The organism is Modicisalibacter muralis (genome assembly GCF_900102945.1).
Taxonomy (GTDB): domain Bacteria; phylum Pseudomonadota; class Gammaproteobacteria; order Pseudomonadales; family Halomonadaceae; genus Modicisalibacter; species Modicisalibacter muralis.
The window spans coordinates 172,267-188,659 of the sequence record NZ_FNGI01000008.1 but is presented as its reverse complement, the minus strand read 5'-3'; the positions used below and the strand labels follow the sequence as shown (position 1 = coordinate 188,659).

General features: G+C 62.2%; 16 protein-coding genes. 13 read left to right on the top strand and 3 right to left on the bottom strand.

Annotated elements, in window-relative coordinates:
• Nucleotides 1-67: 67 nt before the first annotated feature.
• The 6 genes from dxs to BLR92_RS14155 all read left to right on the top strand — a co-directional run bounded on the left by dxs (nucleotide 68) and on the right by BLR92_RS14155 (nucleotide 7,076).
• Complete coding sequence (gene dxs / locus BLR92_RS14180; protein WP_089729691.1) at nucleotides 68-2,014, top strand: 1-deoxy-D-xylulose-5-phosphate synthase; 1,947 nt, start codon at nucleotides 68-70, stop codon at nucleotides 2,012-2,014.
• Between the two features lie 47 nt (nucleotides 2,015-2,061).
• Entirely contained in the window at nucleotides 2,062-2,838 is a 777-nt protein-coding gene (gene djlA, locus BLR92_RS14175; RefSeq protein ID WP_089729689.1) for a co-chaperone DjlA, read from the top strand.
• A 163-nt stretch (nucleotides 2,839-3,001) separates the two neighbouring features.
• A complete protein-coding gene (locus tag BLR92_RS14170; RefSeq protein WP_089729687.1) occupies nucleotides 3,002-3,292 on the top strand; it encodes a hypothetical protein in 291 nt (96 codons plus the stop codon).
• Nucleotides 3,293-3,436: 144 nt separating this feature from the next.
• On the top strand, nucleotides 3,437-4,072 hold the full coding sequence (locus tag BLR92_RS14165) for a glutathione S-transferase family protein (protein ID WP_089729756.1): 636 nt from the start codon (nucleotides 3,437-3,439) through the stop codon (nucleotides 4,070-4,072).
• Between the two features lie 34 nt (nucleotides 4,073-4,106).
• A complete protein-coding gene (locus BLR92_RS14160) occupies nucleotides 4,107-5,498 on the top strand; it encodes an amidase (protein WP_175488826.1) in 1,392 nt (463 codons plus the stop codon).
• A gap of 21 nt (nucleotides 5,499-5,519) precedes the next feature.
• A complete protein-coding gene (locus BLR92_RS14155) occupies nucleotides 5,520-7,076 on the top strand; it encodes a Na+/H+ antiporter NhaC family protein (RefSeq protein WP_089729683.1) in 1,557 nt (518 codons plus the stop codon).
• Nucleotides 7,077-7,103: 27 nt separating this feature from the next.
• Here BLR92_RS14155 and trhA read toward each other — a convergent pair whose 3' ends face one another.
• Both trhA and ribA read right to left on the bottom strand, forming a co-directional pair.
• The gene (gene trhA, locus BLR92_RS14150; RefSeq protein WP_089729678.1) at nucleotides 7,104-7,811 is read right to left on the bottom strand and encodes a PAQR family membrane homeostasis protein TrhA; all 708 of its coding nucleotides are present in this window, start codon (nucleotides 7,809-7,811) and stop codon (nucleotides 7,104-7,106) included.
• A gap of 79 nt (nucleotides 7,812-7,890) precedes the next feature.
• Nucleotides 7,891-8,526: a GTP cyclohydrolase II gene (gene ribA, locus BLR92_RS14145; RefSeq protein WP_089729676.1), complete on the bottom strand. Its 636-nt coding sequence runs from the start codon at nucleotides 8,524-8,526 to the stop codon at nucleotides 7,891-7,893.
• Between the two features lie 112 nt (nucleotides 8,527-8,638).
• Between ribA and hemE the strand changes: the two genes are divergently transcribed.
• The 6 genes from hemE (at nucleotide 8,639) to BLR92_RS14115 (ending at nucleotide 15,091) form a co-directional block, all read left to right on the top strand.
• The gene (gene hemE / locus BLR92_RS14140) at nucleotides 8,639-9,706 is read left to right on the top strand and encodes a uroporphyrinogen decarboxylase (RefSeq protein WP_089729674.1); all 1,068 of its coding nucleotides are present in this window, start codon (nucleotides 8,639-8,641) and stop codon (nucleotides 9,704-9,706) included.
• 34 nt (nucleotides 9,707-9,740) lie between these two features.
• Nucleotides 9,741-10,604 carry a polyamine aminopropyltransferase gene (speE, locus tag BLR92_RS14135; RefSeq protein ID WP_089729672.1) on the top strand — a complete coding sequence of 288 codons (864 nt, stop codon included), beginning with the start codon at nucleotides 9,741-9,743 and terminating at the stop codon, nucleotides 10,602-10,604.
• A gap of 274 nt (nucleotides 10,605-10,878) precedes the next feature.
• On the top strand, nucleotides 10,879-11,913 hold the full coding sequence (locus tag BLR92_RS14130; protein WP_089729670.1) for an amino acid ABC transporter substrate-binding protein: 1,035 nt from the start codon (nucleotides 10,879-10,881) through the stop codon (nucleotides 11,911-11,913).
• A gap of 78 nt (nucleotides 11,914-11,991) precedes the next feature.
• On the top strand, nucleotides 11,992-13,182 hold the full coding sequence (locus tag BLR92_RS14125) for an amino acid ABC transporter permease (RefSeq protein ID WP_089729668.1): 1,191 nt from the start codon (nucleotides 11,992-11,994) through the stop codon (nucleotides 13,180-13,182).
• 10 nt (nucleotides 13,183-13,192) lie between these two features.
• Nucleotides 13,193-14,287: an amino acid ABC transporter permease gene (locus BLR92_RS14120; RefSeq protein WP_089729754.1), complete on the top strand. Its 1,095-nt coding sequence runs from the start codon at nucleotides 13,193-13,195 to the stop codon at nucleotides 14,285-14,287.
• Nucleotides 14,288-14,362: 75 nt separating this feature from the next.
• Nucleotides 14,363-15,091 carry an amino acid ABC transporter ATP-binding protein gene (locus BLR92_RS14115; protein ID WP_089729752.1) on the top strand — a complete coding sequence of 243 codons (729 nt, stop codon included), beginning with the start codon at nucleotides 14,363-14,365 and terminating at the stop codon, nucleotides 15,089-15,091.
• A gap of 26 nt (nucleotides 15,092-15,117) precedes the next feature.
• Here the strand turns inward: BLR92_RS14115 and BLR92_RS14110 are convergent, their stop codons facing one another.
• Nucleotides 15,118-15,678: a hypothetical protein gene (locus tag BLR92_RS14110; protein ID WP_175488825.1), complete on the bottom strand. Its 561-nt coding sequence runs from the start codon at nucleotides 15,676-15,678 to the stop codon at nucleotides 15,118-15,120.
• Between the two features lie 212 nt (nucleotides 15,679-15,890).
• On the opposite strand from BLR92_RS14110, the gene BLR92_RS14105 reads away from it, so the two are divergent.
• Nucleotides 15,891-16,319, top strand: coding sequence for a host attachment protein (locus BLR92_RS14105; protein ID WP_089729666.1), 429 nt, complete (start codon nucleotides 15,891-15,893; stop codon nucleotides 16,317-16,319).
• Nucleotides 16,320-16,393: the final 74 nt, after the last annotated feature.

The following is a 16,393-nucleotide window of genomic DNA, read 5'->3' as shown; positions in this document are numbered from 1 at the left end:
TGTAAACACCCTCACAAGGAAGCACTGATTAATCGATACAGCGCTTCATTTGACAGAAGACAAGCCCATGAAGTTGTTCGACGAGATTCCCGTCGAGCGTCCGGCCACGCCGTTGCTCGACACCATCGATACGCCCGCCGCGCTGCGCGCCATGAGCTCGGCGCAACTGCGCGAACTGGCCGATGAGCTGCGCGCCTATCTGCTTTACAGCGTCGGCTGTAGCGGCGGGCATTTTGGCGCCGGGCTGGGCGTGGTCGAATTGACCGTGGCCCTGCATCATGCGCTGGAGACGCCATTCGACCGGCTGGTGTGGGATGTCGGCCACCAGGCCTACCCGCACAAGATCCTCACCGGTCGGCGCGAGGCGATGACCTCGATTCGTCAGTACGGCGGCCTGGCGGCGTTCCCCAGGCGCAGCGAATCGGACTACGACACCTTCGGCGTCGGCCATTCCAGCACCTCGATCAGCGCCGCGCTGGGCATGGCGCTGGCCGCGCGCACGCGTGGCGAGTCGCGGCGGGTCTGCGCGGTGATCGGCGATGGCGCGCTGTCCGCCGGCATGGCCTTCGAGGCTCTGGCCCACGCCGGCCACGTCGACGCCAACCTGCTGGTGGTTCTCAACGACAACGAGATGTCGATTTCCGAGAATGTCGGCGGCATGGCCAGCTACCTGGCGCGGGTGTTCGCCAGCAAGACCTACACCACGGTGCGCGAGGGCGGCAAGAAGGTGCTCTCGCGATTGCCCGGCGCGCTGGAGCTGGCGCGGCGTACCGAAGAACACATGAAAGGCATGGTCAGCCCGGCGACACTGTTCGAGGAGATGGGCTTCAACTACATCGGCCCGATCGATGGCCATGACTTGCCGGGGCTCACGCAGACGCTGCGCAACATGCGTGATCTGGATGGTCCGCAGTTCCTGCATATCAAGACCTGCAAGGGTAAGGGCTTTCGACCCGCCGAGGCCGACCCGATTGGCTACCATGCCATCACCAAGCTGGAGAAGGACCCGGCGCCGGCACCCAAGACCGAGCCCCAGGCGCCTGCCGATCAGCCCCCCGTGACCCCCAAGGTCAAGCCACGCAAGTATTGTAATGTGTTCGGCGATTGGCTGTGCGATATGGCTGCAGCGGACGATCGGCTGATCGGCATCACCCCGGCGATGCGCGAAGGTTCGGACCTGATCCGCTTCTCGCAGCAGTATTCCCAGCGTTACTACGACGTGGCCATCGCCGAGCAGCATGCGGTGACGCTGGCCGCCGGCATGGCCTGCGAGGGCATGAAACCGGTGGTGGCGATCTATTCGACGTTTCTGCAACGCGGCTACGATCAACTGATCCACGACGTCGCCGTGCAGCACCTCGACGTGACCTTCGCCATCGACCGCGCCGGGCTGGTCGGCGAGGACGGCCCCACCCACCACGGCGCGCTGGACCTCTCCTATCTGCGCTGCGTGCCCGGCCTGGTGATCATGGCCCCCGCCGACGAGGCCGAGTGTCGCGCCATGCTCAGCGCCGCCTACCATCACAACGGGCCGGCGGCGGTACGCTACCCGCGTGGCACCGGGCCGGGCGTAGCGATCCCCGAGCATCTCGAGCCCGTCGAGATCGGCTGCGCCGAAGTGCGCCGGGAAGGCTCGGGGGTGGCATTACTGGCTTTCGGCAGTCTCAACGTGCCGGCCGCCGAGGTCGCCGAACGCCTTGATGCCAGTCATTTCAACATGCGCTCGATCAAGCCGCTGGATCGCCAGGCGGTGCTCGACGCGGCGCGTAACCACGACCTGCTGGTGACGCTGGAAGAGAACGTCGTGGCCGGCGGTGCCGGCAGCGCGGTCAATGAGCTACTGGCCGCCGAGGGCGTGCAGGCGGCGGTACTCAACCTGGGGCTGCCCGATGCCTTCGTCGAGCACGGCAAACCGGCGGAACTGCTCGAGGAATGCGGGCTCGACGCTATCGGTATCGAGGCGGCGATTCGCCAACGTCGCGAGGCGGGACGCCGCGACGCATCGGGCCAATAACACCGCGAAACGGTCATTGCCATTAAAGAGAGACAAACGAGAGAGCCATGCTGATAGCCATCGTGATTGGAGCGGTTCTGGGTTACCTGGTCGGCGACCTGCTGGGCATGCTGATAGGCGCGGCGCTCGCTTATTGGCTCGCCAAGCGCCTGGGACGCGTGAGTGTGCTGGGCAGGCTGGCCCAGGTGCAGACGCAGTTTCTGGACTCCACCTTCGCGGTGATGGGTTGCGTGTGCAAGGCCGATGGCCAAGTCACCGAGGAGGAACTCGACGTCTCCCGGCGGCTGTGGGAGCGCTTACGCTTGAATGAAGCGCAGCGCGCGCAGGCCAGGGCAGCGTTCACCCGCGGCAAATCGGCGGATTTCGATCTGGATGCCGAGCTGGCCACCGTGCGGCGTATCACCCGTGGCCAGCGCGCCTTGCTGCAGGTGTTTATCCAGGTACAGCTTTCGGCGATTGCCGCCGATGGCAAACTGCACCCCGCCGAGCATGAGATGCTGCTGCGAGTGGCGCGTGGCCTGGGCTGCTCCGAAGCGGAAATTCAGCAGATCGAAGCCATGCTGAGAGGCGCTGGCGCTCAAGCGCCCGGGGCCTCTTCCGGGCTGTCGTTGGAAGATGCCTACCGGGTGCTGGGCGTCGATTCCGACGCCAGCGACGCTGACATCAAGCGGACCTATCGGCGCCTGATGAGCCAGAATCATCCCGATAAGCTGGCCGGCAAGGGCCTGCCCGAAAGCATGCGCGAGATGGCCAAGGAACGAACCATCGAGATAGGCAATGCCTACGAGCTGATCAAGAAAATGCGTGAAAGCCAGACAGCCTAGTCTCGGCTGTCGCCATGAGGTGCGTCGCAATCTGGCATCACTATAAATATTGCAAGGCCAATAGGAGAGGCCTATCATCATGATCGACATTATTTGTTAGCAGGTTAATTAAGTTGCTTATAAAATGCTTGGCATCAATCAACACCGACAAGAGGTGCCAATCATGAAACTCCAGACTACCCTAGCCGCACTCGTATTCGCTGCATTACCGGTCGCTGCCCAGGCCAGCGTGGCTTCCGAGCAAGGCTTGCTGGTCAACCACGAGCCGCTGGCACATGGCGCTCCCAATGTGGAGCAGACCAGCGCAGCCGATATCCATGACTACCGCTTCGCCGGCTCAAGCGCGGCGCTGGCCGAGACTCAGCGCAACATCATCGCCCTCGGCGATCAGCGCACCAATTTCCCGGTCAGCAACGACAATGAAGCACAGATAGGCAATGCTGCCGACTGGTAAGTGCTAGCCGCCACTTGAGATTTTTACCTGGGCCCCACTCGTTGGGGCCTTTTCGCGTCGACGAGTGCCCGATTCGATCCTATGCCTACGCGCTGCGTGGTCGGTTGGCTACACTGCATGGATTATTCACGCTCGGAGCTCGTGATGATCACCTTGTATTCCTATCCCAACACCCGCTCGCTGCGGGTCGCCTGGACACTTGAGGAGCTTGGACTCGAGTATGCCTGCCAGCATGTCGATCTGCGCGAGGGCGTCAACCAGGGCGCCGAGCATTTGGCGCGTCACCCCGATGGCAAGCTGCCGGCGCTGAGCGATGGCGAACTGACGCTGTTCGAGTCGGTGGCGATTTGCCGCTACCTGGCCGAGCGTTATGGCGAAGGGCGATTGCTGCCGGACGATCTCCAGCAGCGTGCGCGCGTCGATCAGTGGCTGCTTTTCGTTATTAGCGAGCTGGAACAACCCCTGTGGACCCAGGCCAAGCACAAGTTTGCCTTGCCCCAGGAGCGTCGCGTGCCGGCGGTGTTGCCTACCGCGGCCTGGGAGTTCCAGCGTGCGTTGGCGGCCTTGCAACGCGGCTTCGATGGCCAGGGCTGGCTGCTTGGCGAGCCGTTCACGGTGGCGGATATCCTGCTGGGCCATACCTTGAACTGGGCGCATGCCTTCAAGCAACCGTTGCCGGAAGCGCTTGAGGCCTACCGGCTGCGCTGCAACGAACGCCCGGCGATGGCTGTGGCGCGTGAGCGCGAGCAGGCGGCGTTGGAAGCAGCAGCGTTGGCATAGCGCCTTCATCCCTTTGATGGTGAAACGGGTATTCATGGCAGGCAAGCGTCTCGGCGACGATCCGACATTGATGGGCTGTCTCAAGGCCATACGCGAGGGCCGTATACGGGCACGCGATCTGGCCGATCGGGCCATCGATGCGCATGTTCCCATGCTGCGCGCCTACACTGCCTGGTCGCCCGAAGGGCTGCGCACCCAGGCGGAAGCGGTGGACAGCGACTTCGCTGCCGGCAGGGTTCGGGGACCGCTGCAGGGCGTGCCTGTTTCGATCAAGGACAATATTGCCCTTTCCGGCTGGGAAACACGCGCCGGTAGCGAAAGTGTCTTGCCGCCGCCTTGGCAGCAGGATGGTCCCGTGGCTGCTCGCCTGCGCCGCCAGCAGGCCATATTCACCGGCAAAACCCAAACCGTGGCATTCGCTTTCACGAGCCTGGGTACCTCGCCTGCCGGAGAAGGGCCACGCAACCCCTGGGACCCATCAAAAGTGTGTGGCGGGTCTTCCAGTGGCGCCGCCGTGAGCGTGGCCGAGGGCAGCGCTGCGCTGGCGCTGGGTACCGACACGGCGGGCTCGGTGCGCGTGCCCGCCGCCATGACGGGCACGGTAGGCTTGAAGTTGACGCATGGCCGCTTACCGGCCACCGGGGTGGTGCCGCTTAGCCACAGCCTGGATAGTTTGGGTCTGCTGGCGCGTAGCGTCGCTGACATCGCTATCGGAGTGGCGGCGCTGGAAGGACGCGAAGGCGATGGACTTTCCATGCAGAAGCCATTGTCACTGGCTGGGGTGCGCATCGGTCTGCCCAAGGCTATGTTTTGGGAGGGCTGTGACCCGAGCATTGCCGAGGCGGCGTGGCAAGCCTTACGTGAGCTGGAAGCGGCTGGCGCGCGGTTGATTGATTTCGAGTTTCCCGAGGCGCGGGCGGCCGATGCGCTTTTCCGCGAGGGCGGCCTAGTGGGTACGGAACTGTCTCTATTCCTGGCTTTGCAGTTACCGGCATGGCTCGAGCGACTCGGTCCGGACATGGCAGAAGATATCGCCCAAGCCGGTGCCCTATCGGCCGGCATCTATCAACAACGCCTGCGTCGCATGTCGCGTCTTGCGGCGCAGGCGGTCCAGCGTTTTGCTGAGGTGGACGTCGTCGCCACACCAACGGTGCCCATGCCAGCACCGTGCTTTAGCGAGGTGGATGACGAAGAGTATTTTCTCGCCGCCAATGGGCGCATTCTGCGCAACACCGCATTCATCAACTACCTTCACCTATGCGCACTGACAATGCCGGTGGGTCTTGATACTTTCGGTATGCCGGTAGGGCTGCAGTTGATCGCACGAGGCTTCGATGAAGCCAGGCTGTTGGCGATCGCGTTGGGCGCGGAACGGCGTCTGGGGGCGGCGCCATACCGCCTGGGCCGCAACGCTTGGAATGGTTAATGACAACAACAGGAATTGTTTATGTCGTTCGAGCTACTCTCTTTGCTGCCGCCGTTACTGGCGATCGCGCTCGCGCTGGTGACGCGTAACGTCATTCCCGCATTGTTCTGCGGGGTCTGGTTGGGTGCCACCATGCTCAATGGATGGAATCCCGTCGCCGGTCTGCATGCCAGTTTCGCTGACTTCATCATTCCCAGCGTGGGCGATGAATGGAGTGCAACCGTACTGATCTACTGTGGCCTGTTCGGTGTGCTGATCACCGTGTTGCAGCGTACCGGCGGTGCCAACGCCATCGCCCGGGCAATCTCACGCAAAGTAAAATCCCCACGCGGGGCGCAGGGAGCGACGATGGGCTTTGGCGTGCTCATCTTCTTCGAGGATTATTTCAATGCGTTGACGGTGGGTAGTGTGATGCGCCCGATCACCGACAGGATGCGTGTGTCGCGGGAAAAGCTCGCCTACATCGTCGATTCGACATCCGCGCCCATGTGCCTTCTCGGCCCGGTATCTACCTGGGTGGTCTTCGTGATGGGGCTGATCGGTACCCAGCTCAACACGCTGGGAATATCGGGTTCGGACTATCTGATCTACCTGGCCACGATCCCGATGAATTTCTATGCCTGGTTGGCGCTGACGATGATCCTGCTGGTGGTGTTGACCGGGTGGGACTTCGGCCCCATGGCAGGCGCCGAACACCGCGCACGCACCACGGGTAAGGTGCTCGCCGAGGGTGCCCAGCCACCGTCCGACCGGGAGGCGACGGAGATGCCGAGCGTATCCGAAGAGCAATCCCGCAAGCGCAACATGCTGGTGCCTATTGCGGTATTGGTGGGTTTGATCCCCGTGCTGTTTCTGTGGTCCGGCAACTTTCCAGAAAACGATTTGATCACCGCCGTGGGCGAAGCGAAAGGCGGGCAATCGATTTTGATCGCGACCTTCCTGGCGGTGATCGTCGGCCTGGCCATGGGCATGCAGCAAAAACTCTTCGATTTTCGCGAAGCCATGGAGATCGTGGTCACCGGCTTCAAGAGCATGACCCTGGTGTATATCATCCTCACGCTGGCCTGGTCGATCGGTAGCGTCACCGACCAGTTGGGTACGGCGGACTACATCGTGAACGTGGCCGAGCAGGGCATTACGCCCACGCTTGTTCCCGTGCTGCTATTTATCATCGGGGCCGTGATTGCCTTCACGACCGGCACCTCTTACGGCACTTTCGCGATCATGATCCCGATTGCCATACCCGTCGCGGTCGCAATGGACCTGTCCCTGGCATTGACCATCGCTGCGGTGTTCAGCGGCGGGATCTTCGGTGATCACTGCTCGCCGATTTCCGATACCACCATCCTGTCGTCCGCCGGTTCCTCCTGCGACCATATCGATCATGTGCGCACGCAACTGCCTTATTCGCTGTGTGCTGGCATGGCCGCCCTGTGCGCCTTCCTGGTAGCCGGGCTGACCGGCTCGGCGCTGCCGGCACTGGGCACGGGAGTGGTCGCGTTGCTGGTGCTGGCTTATGTGCTGAACAGGCTATGGGGGCAGGCGGCGTCGGGTCGCGCAGCCGAGAACCCGAGTTAAGTCCTGCCCATGTCTAACCGAAGCGTCTCAGGCCTGAAAGGGCAGCACCGCGGTATACACGGCGAAATAGTGGCAAACGCTGCCGCCGAGCACGAACAGGTGCCAGATGGCGTGATGGAAGGGAATCGCGCGGATCGCGTAGAATACCACGCCCACCGTGTAGGTGATGCCGCCGGCGACGAGCAGGACGATGCTGGTATCGGAAAGGTGCGCGCCCATTTCCCCGGCGGCGAACACGATCAGCCAGCCCATGGTCAGGTAGACCGCCACGCGCAGCACTCCGAAGCGCCGCGGCCAGATCAGCTTCAGGGCGATGCCGCCGAGTGCCAGGCCCCAGATTACCGCGAACAGCGTCCAACCCAGCGGGCCACGCAGGTTGACCAGCAGGAAGGGCGTATAGGTGCCGGCGATCAGGCCGTAGATGGCGCAGTGATCGAGTACCTTCAAGGCACGTTTGAGTCGCGGGTGGCGAGCGCCGTGGTAAAGCGTCGAGGCGGTGTACAGCAGTACCAGGCTGGTGCCGTACAGGCTCACGCCGACGATCTTCCAGGGGTCGACATCGGCGGCCAGGCTGGCCAGCACGATCAACACCGTCATGCCGGCGAGGCTGAAAGCCGCGCCGATACCGTGGCTGATGCTATGCAGCCACTCTTCGAGCAGGGTGTAATCGAGATCGGCGGTGGGTTGTGGGTGCGCGGGCGTTCTTGGGTCGGTTTGGTATTCGGGCTCGGGCATCGGTGGCCCTCCACGGCGTACGACGAAACGGTTTCCCTATGACGTCGAAAACGCGGGAGAGGTTCACCGGCCGCCCACGCTAGGAGCGGCGCTCGATATCCACATCGCTGGCGTGGGTGAAGTCGCCCAGCGCCATCATATGACCGAGCTTGCCGGCCTTGGTCGACAGATAGTGCTCGTTGTGAGGATTCAGTCCGGTGGTCAGCGCCAGGCGCTCGGTAACGGTTACGCCGTCGCGGGTCAGCGCCTCGACCTTGCGCGGGTTGTTGGTCATCAGCTTGAGCGACGCGACGCCCAGGTGTTCGAGCATCGGCACGCACAGGTCGTAGCGGCGCAGGTCGGCGCCGAAGCCCAATTGCTCGTTGGCCTCGACGGTATCGAGGCCGTCGTCCTGCAGGTGGTAGGCGCGAATCTTGTTGAGCAGGCCGATGCCACGCCCTTCCTGGCGCAGATAAAGCAGCACGCCACGCCCCTCGTCGGCGATGCGCTTGAGCGCTTCCTGAAGCTGATAGCCGCAATCGCAGCGCATCGAGAACAGCGCGTCGCCGGTCAGGCATTCCGAATGCACGCGCCCCAGCACGGGCACGGGGCTGGCCACGTCGCCGAGTGTCAGGGCGATGTGATCCTTGCCGGTGGCGTCGTCCTCGAAGCCATGCATGGTGAAGGTGGCCCAGGGGGTGGGCAGCTTGGAAGCGGCGATGAAGCGAATCGTCACGATGAACCTCGAGCTTCGATGAGGCCTAGCCCCAGAGAAAAGAGTCGCATTATAACAGGCGAGCGATGGCATCCGTTACAATGGCGGCAAATTCGCCAAGTGACGAGCTTTCATGGAACTCAACAACGATCGCTTTCTGCGTGCACTGGCTCGCCAGCCGGTGGATCGCACGCCGGTATGGATGATGCGCCAGGCCGGGCGCTATCTGCCGGAATATCGCGAGGTTCGCGGTCAGGCCGGTAGTTTCATGGACCTGTGCCAGGATGCCGCGCGTGCCTGTGAGGTCACCCTGCAGCCGCTGGAGCGCTATCCGCTGGATGCAGCCATCCTGTTCTCCGACATCCTGACCATCCCCGACGCCATGGGGCTGGGGCTGTATTTCGAGACAGGCGAAGGCCCCAAGTTCCGCAAGCCGGTGCGCACCGCCGAGGCGGTCGCCGCGCTGAGCCTGCCCGATACCGAGCGCGATCTCGGCTACGTGATGAACGCGGTGCGTACCATCCGCGCCGAGCTCAATGGCCGGGTGCCGCTGATCGGTTTCTCGGGTAGTCCGTGGACACTGGCGACCTACATGGTCGAGGGCGCCTCGAGCAAGGACTTCCGCCACGTCAAGGCGATGCTCTACGACGACCCGCAATCGCTGCACCGGCTACTCGATTTGCTAGCCCGCGCCGTGATCGACTACCTCAACGCACAGATTCGTGCCGGCGCCCAGGCGGTGCAGGTCTTCGATACCTGGGGCGGGGCGCTGTCGACACCGGCTTACAAGGAATTCTCGCTGCGTTACATGGAGAAGATCGTCGCCGGGCTGATTCGCGAACATGAAGGGCGCCGGGTGCCGGTGATCCTGTTCACCAAGAACGGCGGTCAGTGGCTCGAGGATATCGCCGCCGTGGGCAGCGACGCGGTGGGCCTCGACTGGACGACGGAGCTCGGCGATGCGCGTGCGCGAGTCGGCCATCGCGTGGCGCTACAGGGCAATCTCGATCCCAACGTGCTGTTCGCCAGGCCTGCGGCGATCCGTGCCGAAGTGGCGCGGGTGCTGGCCAGCTACGGCGCGGGGCCGGGGCACATCTTCAACCTGGGCCATGGCATCAGTCAGTTTACCGACCCGGATCACGTCAGCGCCTTCATGGCGGCGCTGCATGAACTGAGCCCGGCATATCACCAGGCCAATTAACAGTTTGATTTCATTGCATAGCGACGAGGTTTTCATGACCCAGCAACTCGACGATCACTGGTTCACCGAGGTCTTCGATAGCCACGGTAGCGCCTTCTCGCTGAAAATCAGCGAGAAATTGCTCGACGTGCAGAGCCCCTATCAGCATCTCGAGGTTTACGCCACCCAGACCTACGGCAACCTGATGGTGCTCGATGGCTGCGTGATGCTCACCGATCGCGATAATTTCCTGTATCACGAGATGATGTCGCATCCGGCGCTGTTCACGCATGCCGATCCTCGGCGGGTGGTGATCATCGGCGGCGGCGATTGCGGCACGCTGCGCGAGGTGCTCAAGCATCCGGGGGTGGAAAAAGTCACCCAGATCGATATCGACGAGGAAGTCACCAAGGCCTCCGAGCGCTTCTTTCCTGCCTTGACCTCATCCAACGACGACCCGCGCGCCGAATTGCTCTTCGAGGACGGCGTGAAGTGGATCGATACGGCGCCGGCCGAGAGTGTCGATATCATCATCATCGATTCCACCGATCCGGTGGGGCCGGCCGAGGGACTGTTCAAGGTCGACTTTCTCGCCAAGTGCCACCGCCTGCTGCGCAGCGGCGGCGTGATGGTTCAGCAGAGCGAGTCGCCGCTGTATCACAGCACAACCATCATCCGCGAACTGCGCGCCGACATGCGCAAGGCCGGCTTCGACAGCGTCGCCACGCTGCCGTTCCCGCAACCGGTCTACCCCTCCGGCTGGTGGAGCGCCACCTTGGCCGGCAAGGGCATGGACGTGAATGTCTTTCGCGAGGACGCTGCCGCACGCGCCGACCTGGCGCTCGATTACTACAGCGTCGAGTTGCATCGCGGCGCATTGGTATTGCCACCGTTCATGCGTCACCAACTCGCCGACTGAACTCCATCTCTCGCCTCTTTTCGTTCCCTCCAGCCCGCGCCAGCCACCGGTTGGCGCATGCTTGGAGAGAACAGCGGAGCGGATCGTGCGCGCGATCCTGCGATGGGTTTCCATAAATAACCCTAGGCTTTTCACGGCTTCCGGTCAGCGTGTGCTGCCAGCTAACGTTGAAGTAAGGTTTTTTGCCGGGCTTAACGGCGGAGCAATGGTTTTTGCTACTGTCTAGTCACGTGCCACGAGCATGAAGACCATACCCAAACCTAGGGGAACCGTAATGTTGAACAACAACAAGAAGTCTCTTCTGTTGTCCGCCAGCGTCGCACTGGCCGCCACGTTGGCGAGTGGCGTGCAAGCCGCCGAGACACTCGATGCCGTCAAGGCGCAGGGCATGCTGAAATGCGGCGTGAGTACCGGCCTGCCGGGCTTCTCCGCCCCCGATGAAAATGGCGATTGGCAGGGCTTGGATGTCGATATCTGCCGTGGCGTCGCCGCGGCGGTCTTCGACGATCCCAGCAAGGTGCAATACGTGCCGCTGAACGCCAAGGAGCGTTTCACCGCGCTGCAATCCGGCGAAATCGACATGCTGTCGCGTAACACCACCTGGACATCGTCGCGCGATACCGCACTGGGCCTGAACTTTACCGGCGTGACCTATTACGACGGTATCGGCTTCATGGTCAACAAGAGCCTCGGCCTCGACAGCGCCAAGCAGTTGAGCGGTGCCTCCATCTGCGTGCAGTCGGGCACCACTACCGAGCTCAACGTCGCCGATTACTTCCGCGCCAACGACATGGCCTTCGAGCCGGTGGTCTTCGACACCTCCGACCAGACCGTGCGCGGCTTCGAGGCCGGGCGTTGCGATGTGTTGACCTCCGATACCTCGCAGCTTTACTCGCTACGCATCAAGCTCTCCGACCCGGCGAGCGCCGAGGTATTGCCGGAAGTGATCTCCAAGGAGCCGCTGGGCCCGGTGGTTCGTCAGGGTGACGAGCAGTGGTTCGACATCGTCAAGTGGACGTTGTTCGCCATGTTCAACGCCGAGGAGCTGGGCGTGACCAGCGAGAACGTCGACGAGATGAAGGCCAACCCGCCCAACCCCAAGGTGGCGCGTCTGCTCGGCGTCAATTCCGACTTCGGCGAGTCGATGGGCCTCTCCGCCGACTGGGCCTACAAGATCATCAAGAACGTGGGCAATTACGAGGAAATCTTCGCCAGAAACGTAGGCAAGGATTCTGCGCTTGAGATCGAGCGCGGGCTCAACGCCCTGTGGACCGAGGGTGGCCTGCACTACGGACCGCCCGTTCGCTAAACCTCTCCACTGGACGCCGTCCGGGCGCAAGCCCGGGCGGCGTCTGTCTCGTGTCATCGCTAGTGGAGACGTTTATCCATGGCAAGACCTTCGACGCCTCCTCCCGGTAGGCAAAAACCGCCGTTCTGGCGCGACCCCGCCAAGCGTGCGTTATTTTTCCAGGCCGTGCTGCTGCTCGCCGTCTTCGGCTCGATCGGGGCGATCGTCAGCAACACCCTGAACAACATGCAGGCGATGGGCATCAGCACCGGCTTCGGCTTTCTCGATGACCGCGCCGGCTTTGGCATCATCCAGAGTTTGATCGACTACAGCCCCGCCAGTAGCTACGGACGCACCTTCGTGGTGGGCCTGCTGAATACCTTGCTGGTGTCGGCGCTGGGTGTCATCGCGGCAACGATACTCGGCTTCGTGATCGGCATCGCGCGACTGTCACCCAATTGGCTGCTGGCTCGCCTGGCTAGCGCCTATATCGAAACGTTCCGCAATATTCCGCTGCTACTGCAGATATTTTTCTGGTACTTCGCGGTGCTGCGTGCTCTGCCCTCGCCGCGCGATAGCATCAGCCTGGGCGAGGCGGTATTTCTCAATGTACGTGGCCTGGTGATGCCCGAGCCGCTGGCTCAGCCCGGCCTGGTCTGGACCCTGGTGGCGCTGGTCGTCGCGATCGTGGCTAGCATCGTACTGATACGCTGGAACCGTAAGCGTCAGGATGCGACCGGCGAGCGGGTGCCGGCCGGCTGGATCAGCCTTGGTCTGATCGCCGGCTTGCCGCTGCTGGTATTTCTGATCAGTGGCCGGCCGCTGACCTGGGCAATGCCTGAGCTCCAGGGATTCAATTTCAAGGGCGGCATGACCATCATCCCCGAGTTCACGGCGCTGTGGTTGGCGCTATCGATCTACACGGCGGCATTCATCGCCGAGATCGTGCGCTCGGGCATTCAGGCGATATCACATGGACAGACCGAGGCGGCGCGAGCGTTGTCGCTATCCAATGGCTTCACCCTGCGTCTGGTGGTGATTCCCCAGGCGATGCGCGTGATCATTCCACCGCTGACCAGCCAGTACCTCAATCTGATCAAGAACTCATCGCTAGCCACCGCCATCGGTTATCCCGACCTGGTCGCGGTATTCGCCGGTACGACGCTCAATCAGACCGGCCAGGCCGTCGAGGTGATCATGATGACCATGGCGGTCTATCTGACCATCAGCCTGTTGGTTTCGATGTTCATGAACTGGTTCAACGCCCATGTGGCGTTGGTGGAGCGATAGAGTGGACGATATGGCAAACGAAAAGACTCTGGTCTCCGCTCGCGCCGCGCCTAACCATAGCGTGGGCCCGGTGGCCTGGTTGCGTGGCAACCTTTTCAATGGCCCGATCAGCAGTGTTTTCACGCTGCTGGCTATCTGGGCACTGATTGCCGGCTTGACGCCGGTGTTCGAGTGGGCCTTCATCAACGCCGACTGGCTCGGCGAAACCCGTGAGGCCTGTGACTCCGGCGGTGCCTGCTGGGTGTTCATCAACGCGCGCTTCGAGCAGTTCATCTACGGCTTCTATCCGGATGAGTTGCACTGGCGCGTCAACCTGACCTTCGCGTTGCTCGCGGGGCTGCTTGCCTGGCTGGCGATTCCCCGCTTGCCGGCCAAGCGATGGGCGGCGGTGCTCACGCTGATCGTCTTTCCTGTCGTGGCCTTCGTTCTGCTGCACGGTGGGATCTTTGGCCTGCAGTTAGTACCCACCTACAAATGGGGTGGGTTGATGCTGACCCTGGTACTGGCGGTCGTCGGCATCGTCGGCGCCCTGCCGATCGGCATAATGCTGGCGCTGGGGCGGCGCTCCAAGATGCCGATCATCAAGAGCGTCTGCGTGATCTTCATCGAGTTCTGGCGTGGCGTGCCGCTGATCACCGTGCTGTTCATGGCGTCGGTGATGTTGCCGCTGTTCGTGCCCACCGAGGTGAATCTGGACAAGCTGGTACGCGCGCTGATCGGCATCACGCTGTTCCAGAGTGCCTATATCGCCGAAGTGGTGCGTGGCGGTCTGCAGGCCATTCCCAGGGGGCAGTCCGAGGCGGCCGCGGCGCTGGGCCTGGGTTATTGGAAGCGAACGGGGCTGATCGTCTTGCCTCAGGCGCTGAAAATGATGATTCCCGGTATCGTCAATACCTTCATCGCGCTGTTCAAGGACACCTCGCTGGTGTTGATCATCGGTTTGTTCGACCTGCTGGCGATCGTCCAGGCGTCGCTGGCCGATCCCGATTGGCTGGGTTACGCCATCGAGGGTTACGTCTTCGCGGCGCTGGTGTTCTGGATATTCTGTTTCAGCATGTCGCGCTATAGCCAGCATCTCGAACGCAAGCTGCACACCGGCCATTAGCGCTGACGCTTGGGGTCGTTAACAAGGACAAATGCAATGAGTACACAACAAGCCAAACTCGATGATGGCGCACCGATGATCGAGATGCGCGGTGTCAACAAGTGGTACGGCGACTTCCATGTGCTGCGCGATATCGATTTCACCGTCAAGAAGGGCGAACGCATCGTTATCTGCGGGCCCTCGGGGTCGGGCAAGTCGACGCTGATCCGCTGCATCAACCATCTTGAGGAGCATCAGCAGGGCGAGATCGTCGTCGGCGGCACGCCGCTGACTCAGGACATCAAGCGCATCGAGCAGATTCGCCGGCGTGTCGGCATGGTGTTCCAGCACTTCAATCTGTTTCCCCACCTGACGGTGCTCGAGAACTGTAGCCTGGCGCTGGTGTGGGTGCAGAAGCGCCCGCGCCGGGAGGCCGAGGCGACCGCCATGAAATACCTGGAGCGGGTGCGTATCGCCGATCAGGCCAAGAAGTACCCTGGCCAGCTATCCGGGGGGCAGCAGCAACGCGTGGCGATTGCCCGCTCGCTGTGCATGCATCCCGAAGTGATGCTGTTCGACGAACCCACCTCGGCACTCGACCCCGAGATGATCAAGGAAGTGCTCGACGTCATGATCGAGTTGGCCGAGGAAGGCATGACCATGCTTTGCGTGACTCACGAGATGGGCTTCGCCAAGACCGTCGCCGACCGGGTGATCTTCATGGATCAAGGTCAGATCATCGAAGAAAACGCACCGGAGCCGTTCTTCAACAATCCGCAGTCCGAGCGTACCCAGCTGTTCCTCAGCCAGATACTCGGCCACTGAACTCCCCGAGCAGCCAAGCCATTTGGCTAGATGCTCGGCTCCTGGCGGCGCCAATCGGCCTGCGTGTCGTTGGCGCCGTCTTGCAGATCGAGCGTCGGCTCGGCGGTCGTCGGGGCATTGGCGGCACGCCGGGGGCGGGTCACTCGGGCGCTGCCGATGATGCCCTCGTCGGGTGAGACCGGCTTGACTTCGTTGACCCAGGCGCCATCGGCATCGTGCACCGCAGGGCGTCGTTCGAAAGAGCGTGTCATCACCGCGCTCGGCGCGAAGCCTTGGCGCATGTTCATCAGGTGATGAGGCAACATCATCAACTCGGCCAGCAGCCGCACGCCGACCAGCGATAGCAGCAGTAATCCCATTCCCAACGCCAGCGTCGGCCAGGCGTCGCTCCAGGTGACGGGGCTCAGTAATGGGCTGTGGCGGACGAGCCAGGCACCGCCAGCCAACAACAGCGCCAGTTGCAACACGACATGACAGAAAACCACGGTGCGCCGCGGTAGCGGTCGGCGCAAAAGAAAAAAGTTACGCATCAGCAGTACTCCGGTGAAATCGGCATCGGTGATGACGACTCGGTCGCGTTCCGGCATTCCTTGCCGGTCGACGGATTCTAACAGGTTTGCCTTTGTCGGCGAGAGTGATCGTGCTGCCCTTGTTCGTTCTCTATTGGCCCTCTTCTTTTCGCCTGGCTGAAGCCAAGCGCATCGCCTGCCAACAGCTACGGTTTGTGTTGCCCACGCCCATCAGCCATCTTGAAGTAGCGTTTGCAGAATAAAGGACATCAGCCGGTAAGGAGGCTCCCATGACGACCTATATCATTGCCGCCGACGCGGCCCGCGCCCGAATTCTTGTTCATGAAAGCAAGGGATTGCGCGAGATCGATACATTGGTTCATCCCGAAAGTCAGCAGCATGCCGGTGACCTGCGCACCGGTGGCAAGGGTGAGCAGGGCGGTGGCGGCGATACGAAGAGCCAACACCAGACAGGCAATGTCGAAGCTACAGCCGACAAGCACACGTCGTTCTTCGCCAAGGAGGTCGCCGAATATCTGCACGATGCACGCACCCAAGGCAAGGCCGATAGCTTTATGATCGTCGCCGAGCCGCAGTTTCTGGGCGCGTTGCGTAAGCAGCTGGACGCTGCGACCCGCGAATGCGTGATAAAGGAAGTCGACAAGGATCTTTCACGGGCCTCTACACAGGAAATTGCCGAGGCGCTCGATAAGCCCTGAGCGCTACCTTGGTCTAAAGTTTTGTCGGCAGCTGTCGATAGTGTGTCCACGCGCTACCGCGCACCTCACACTGA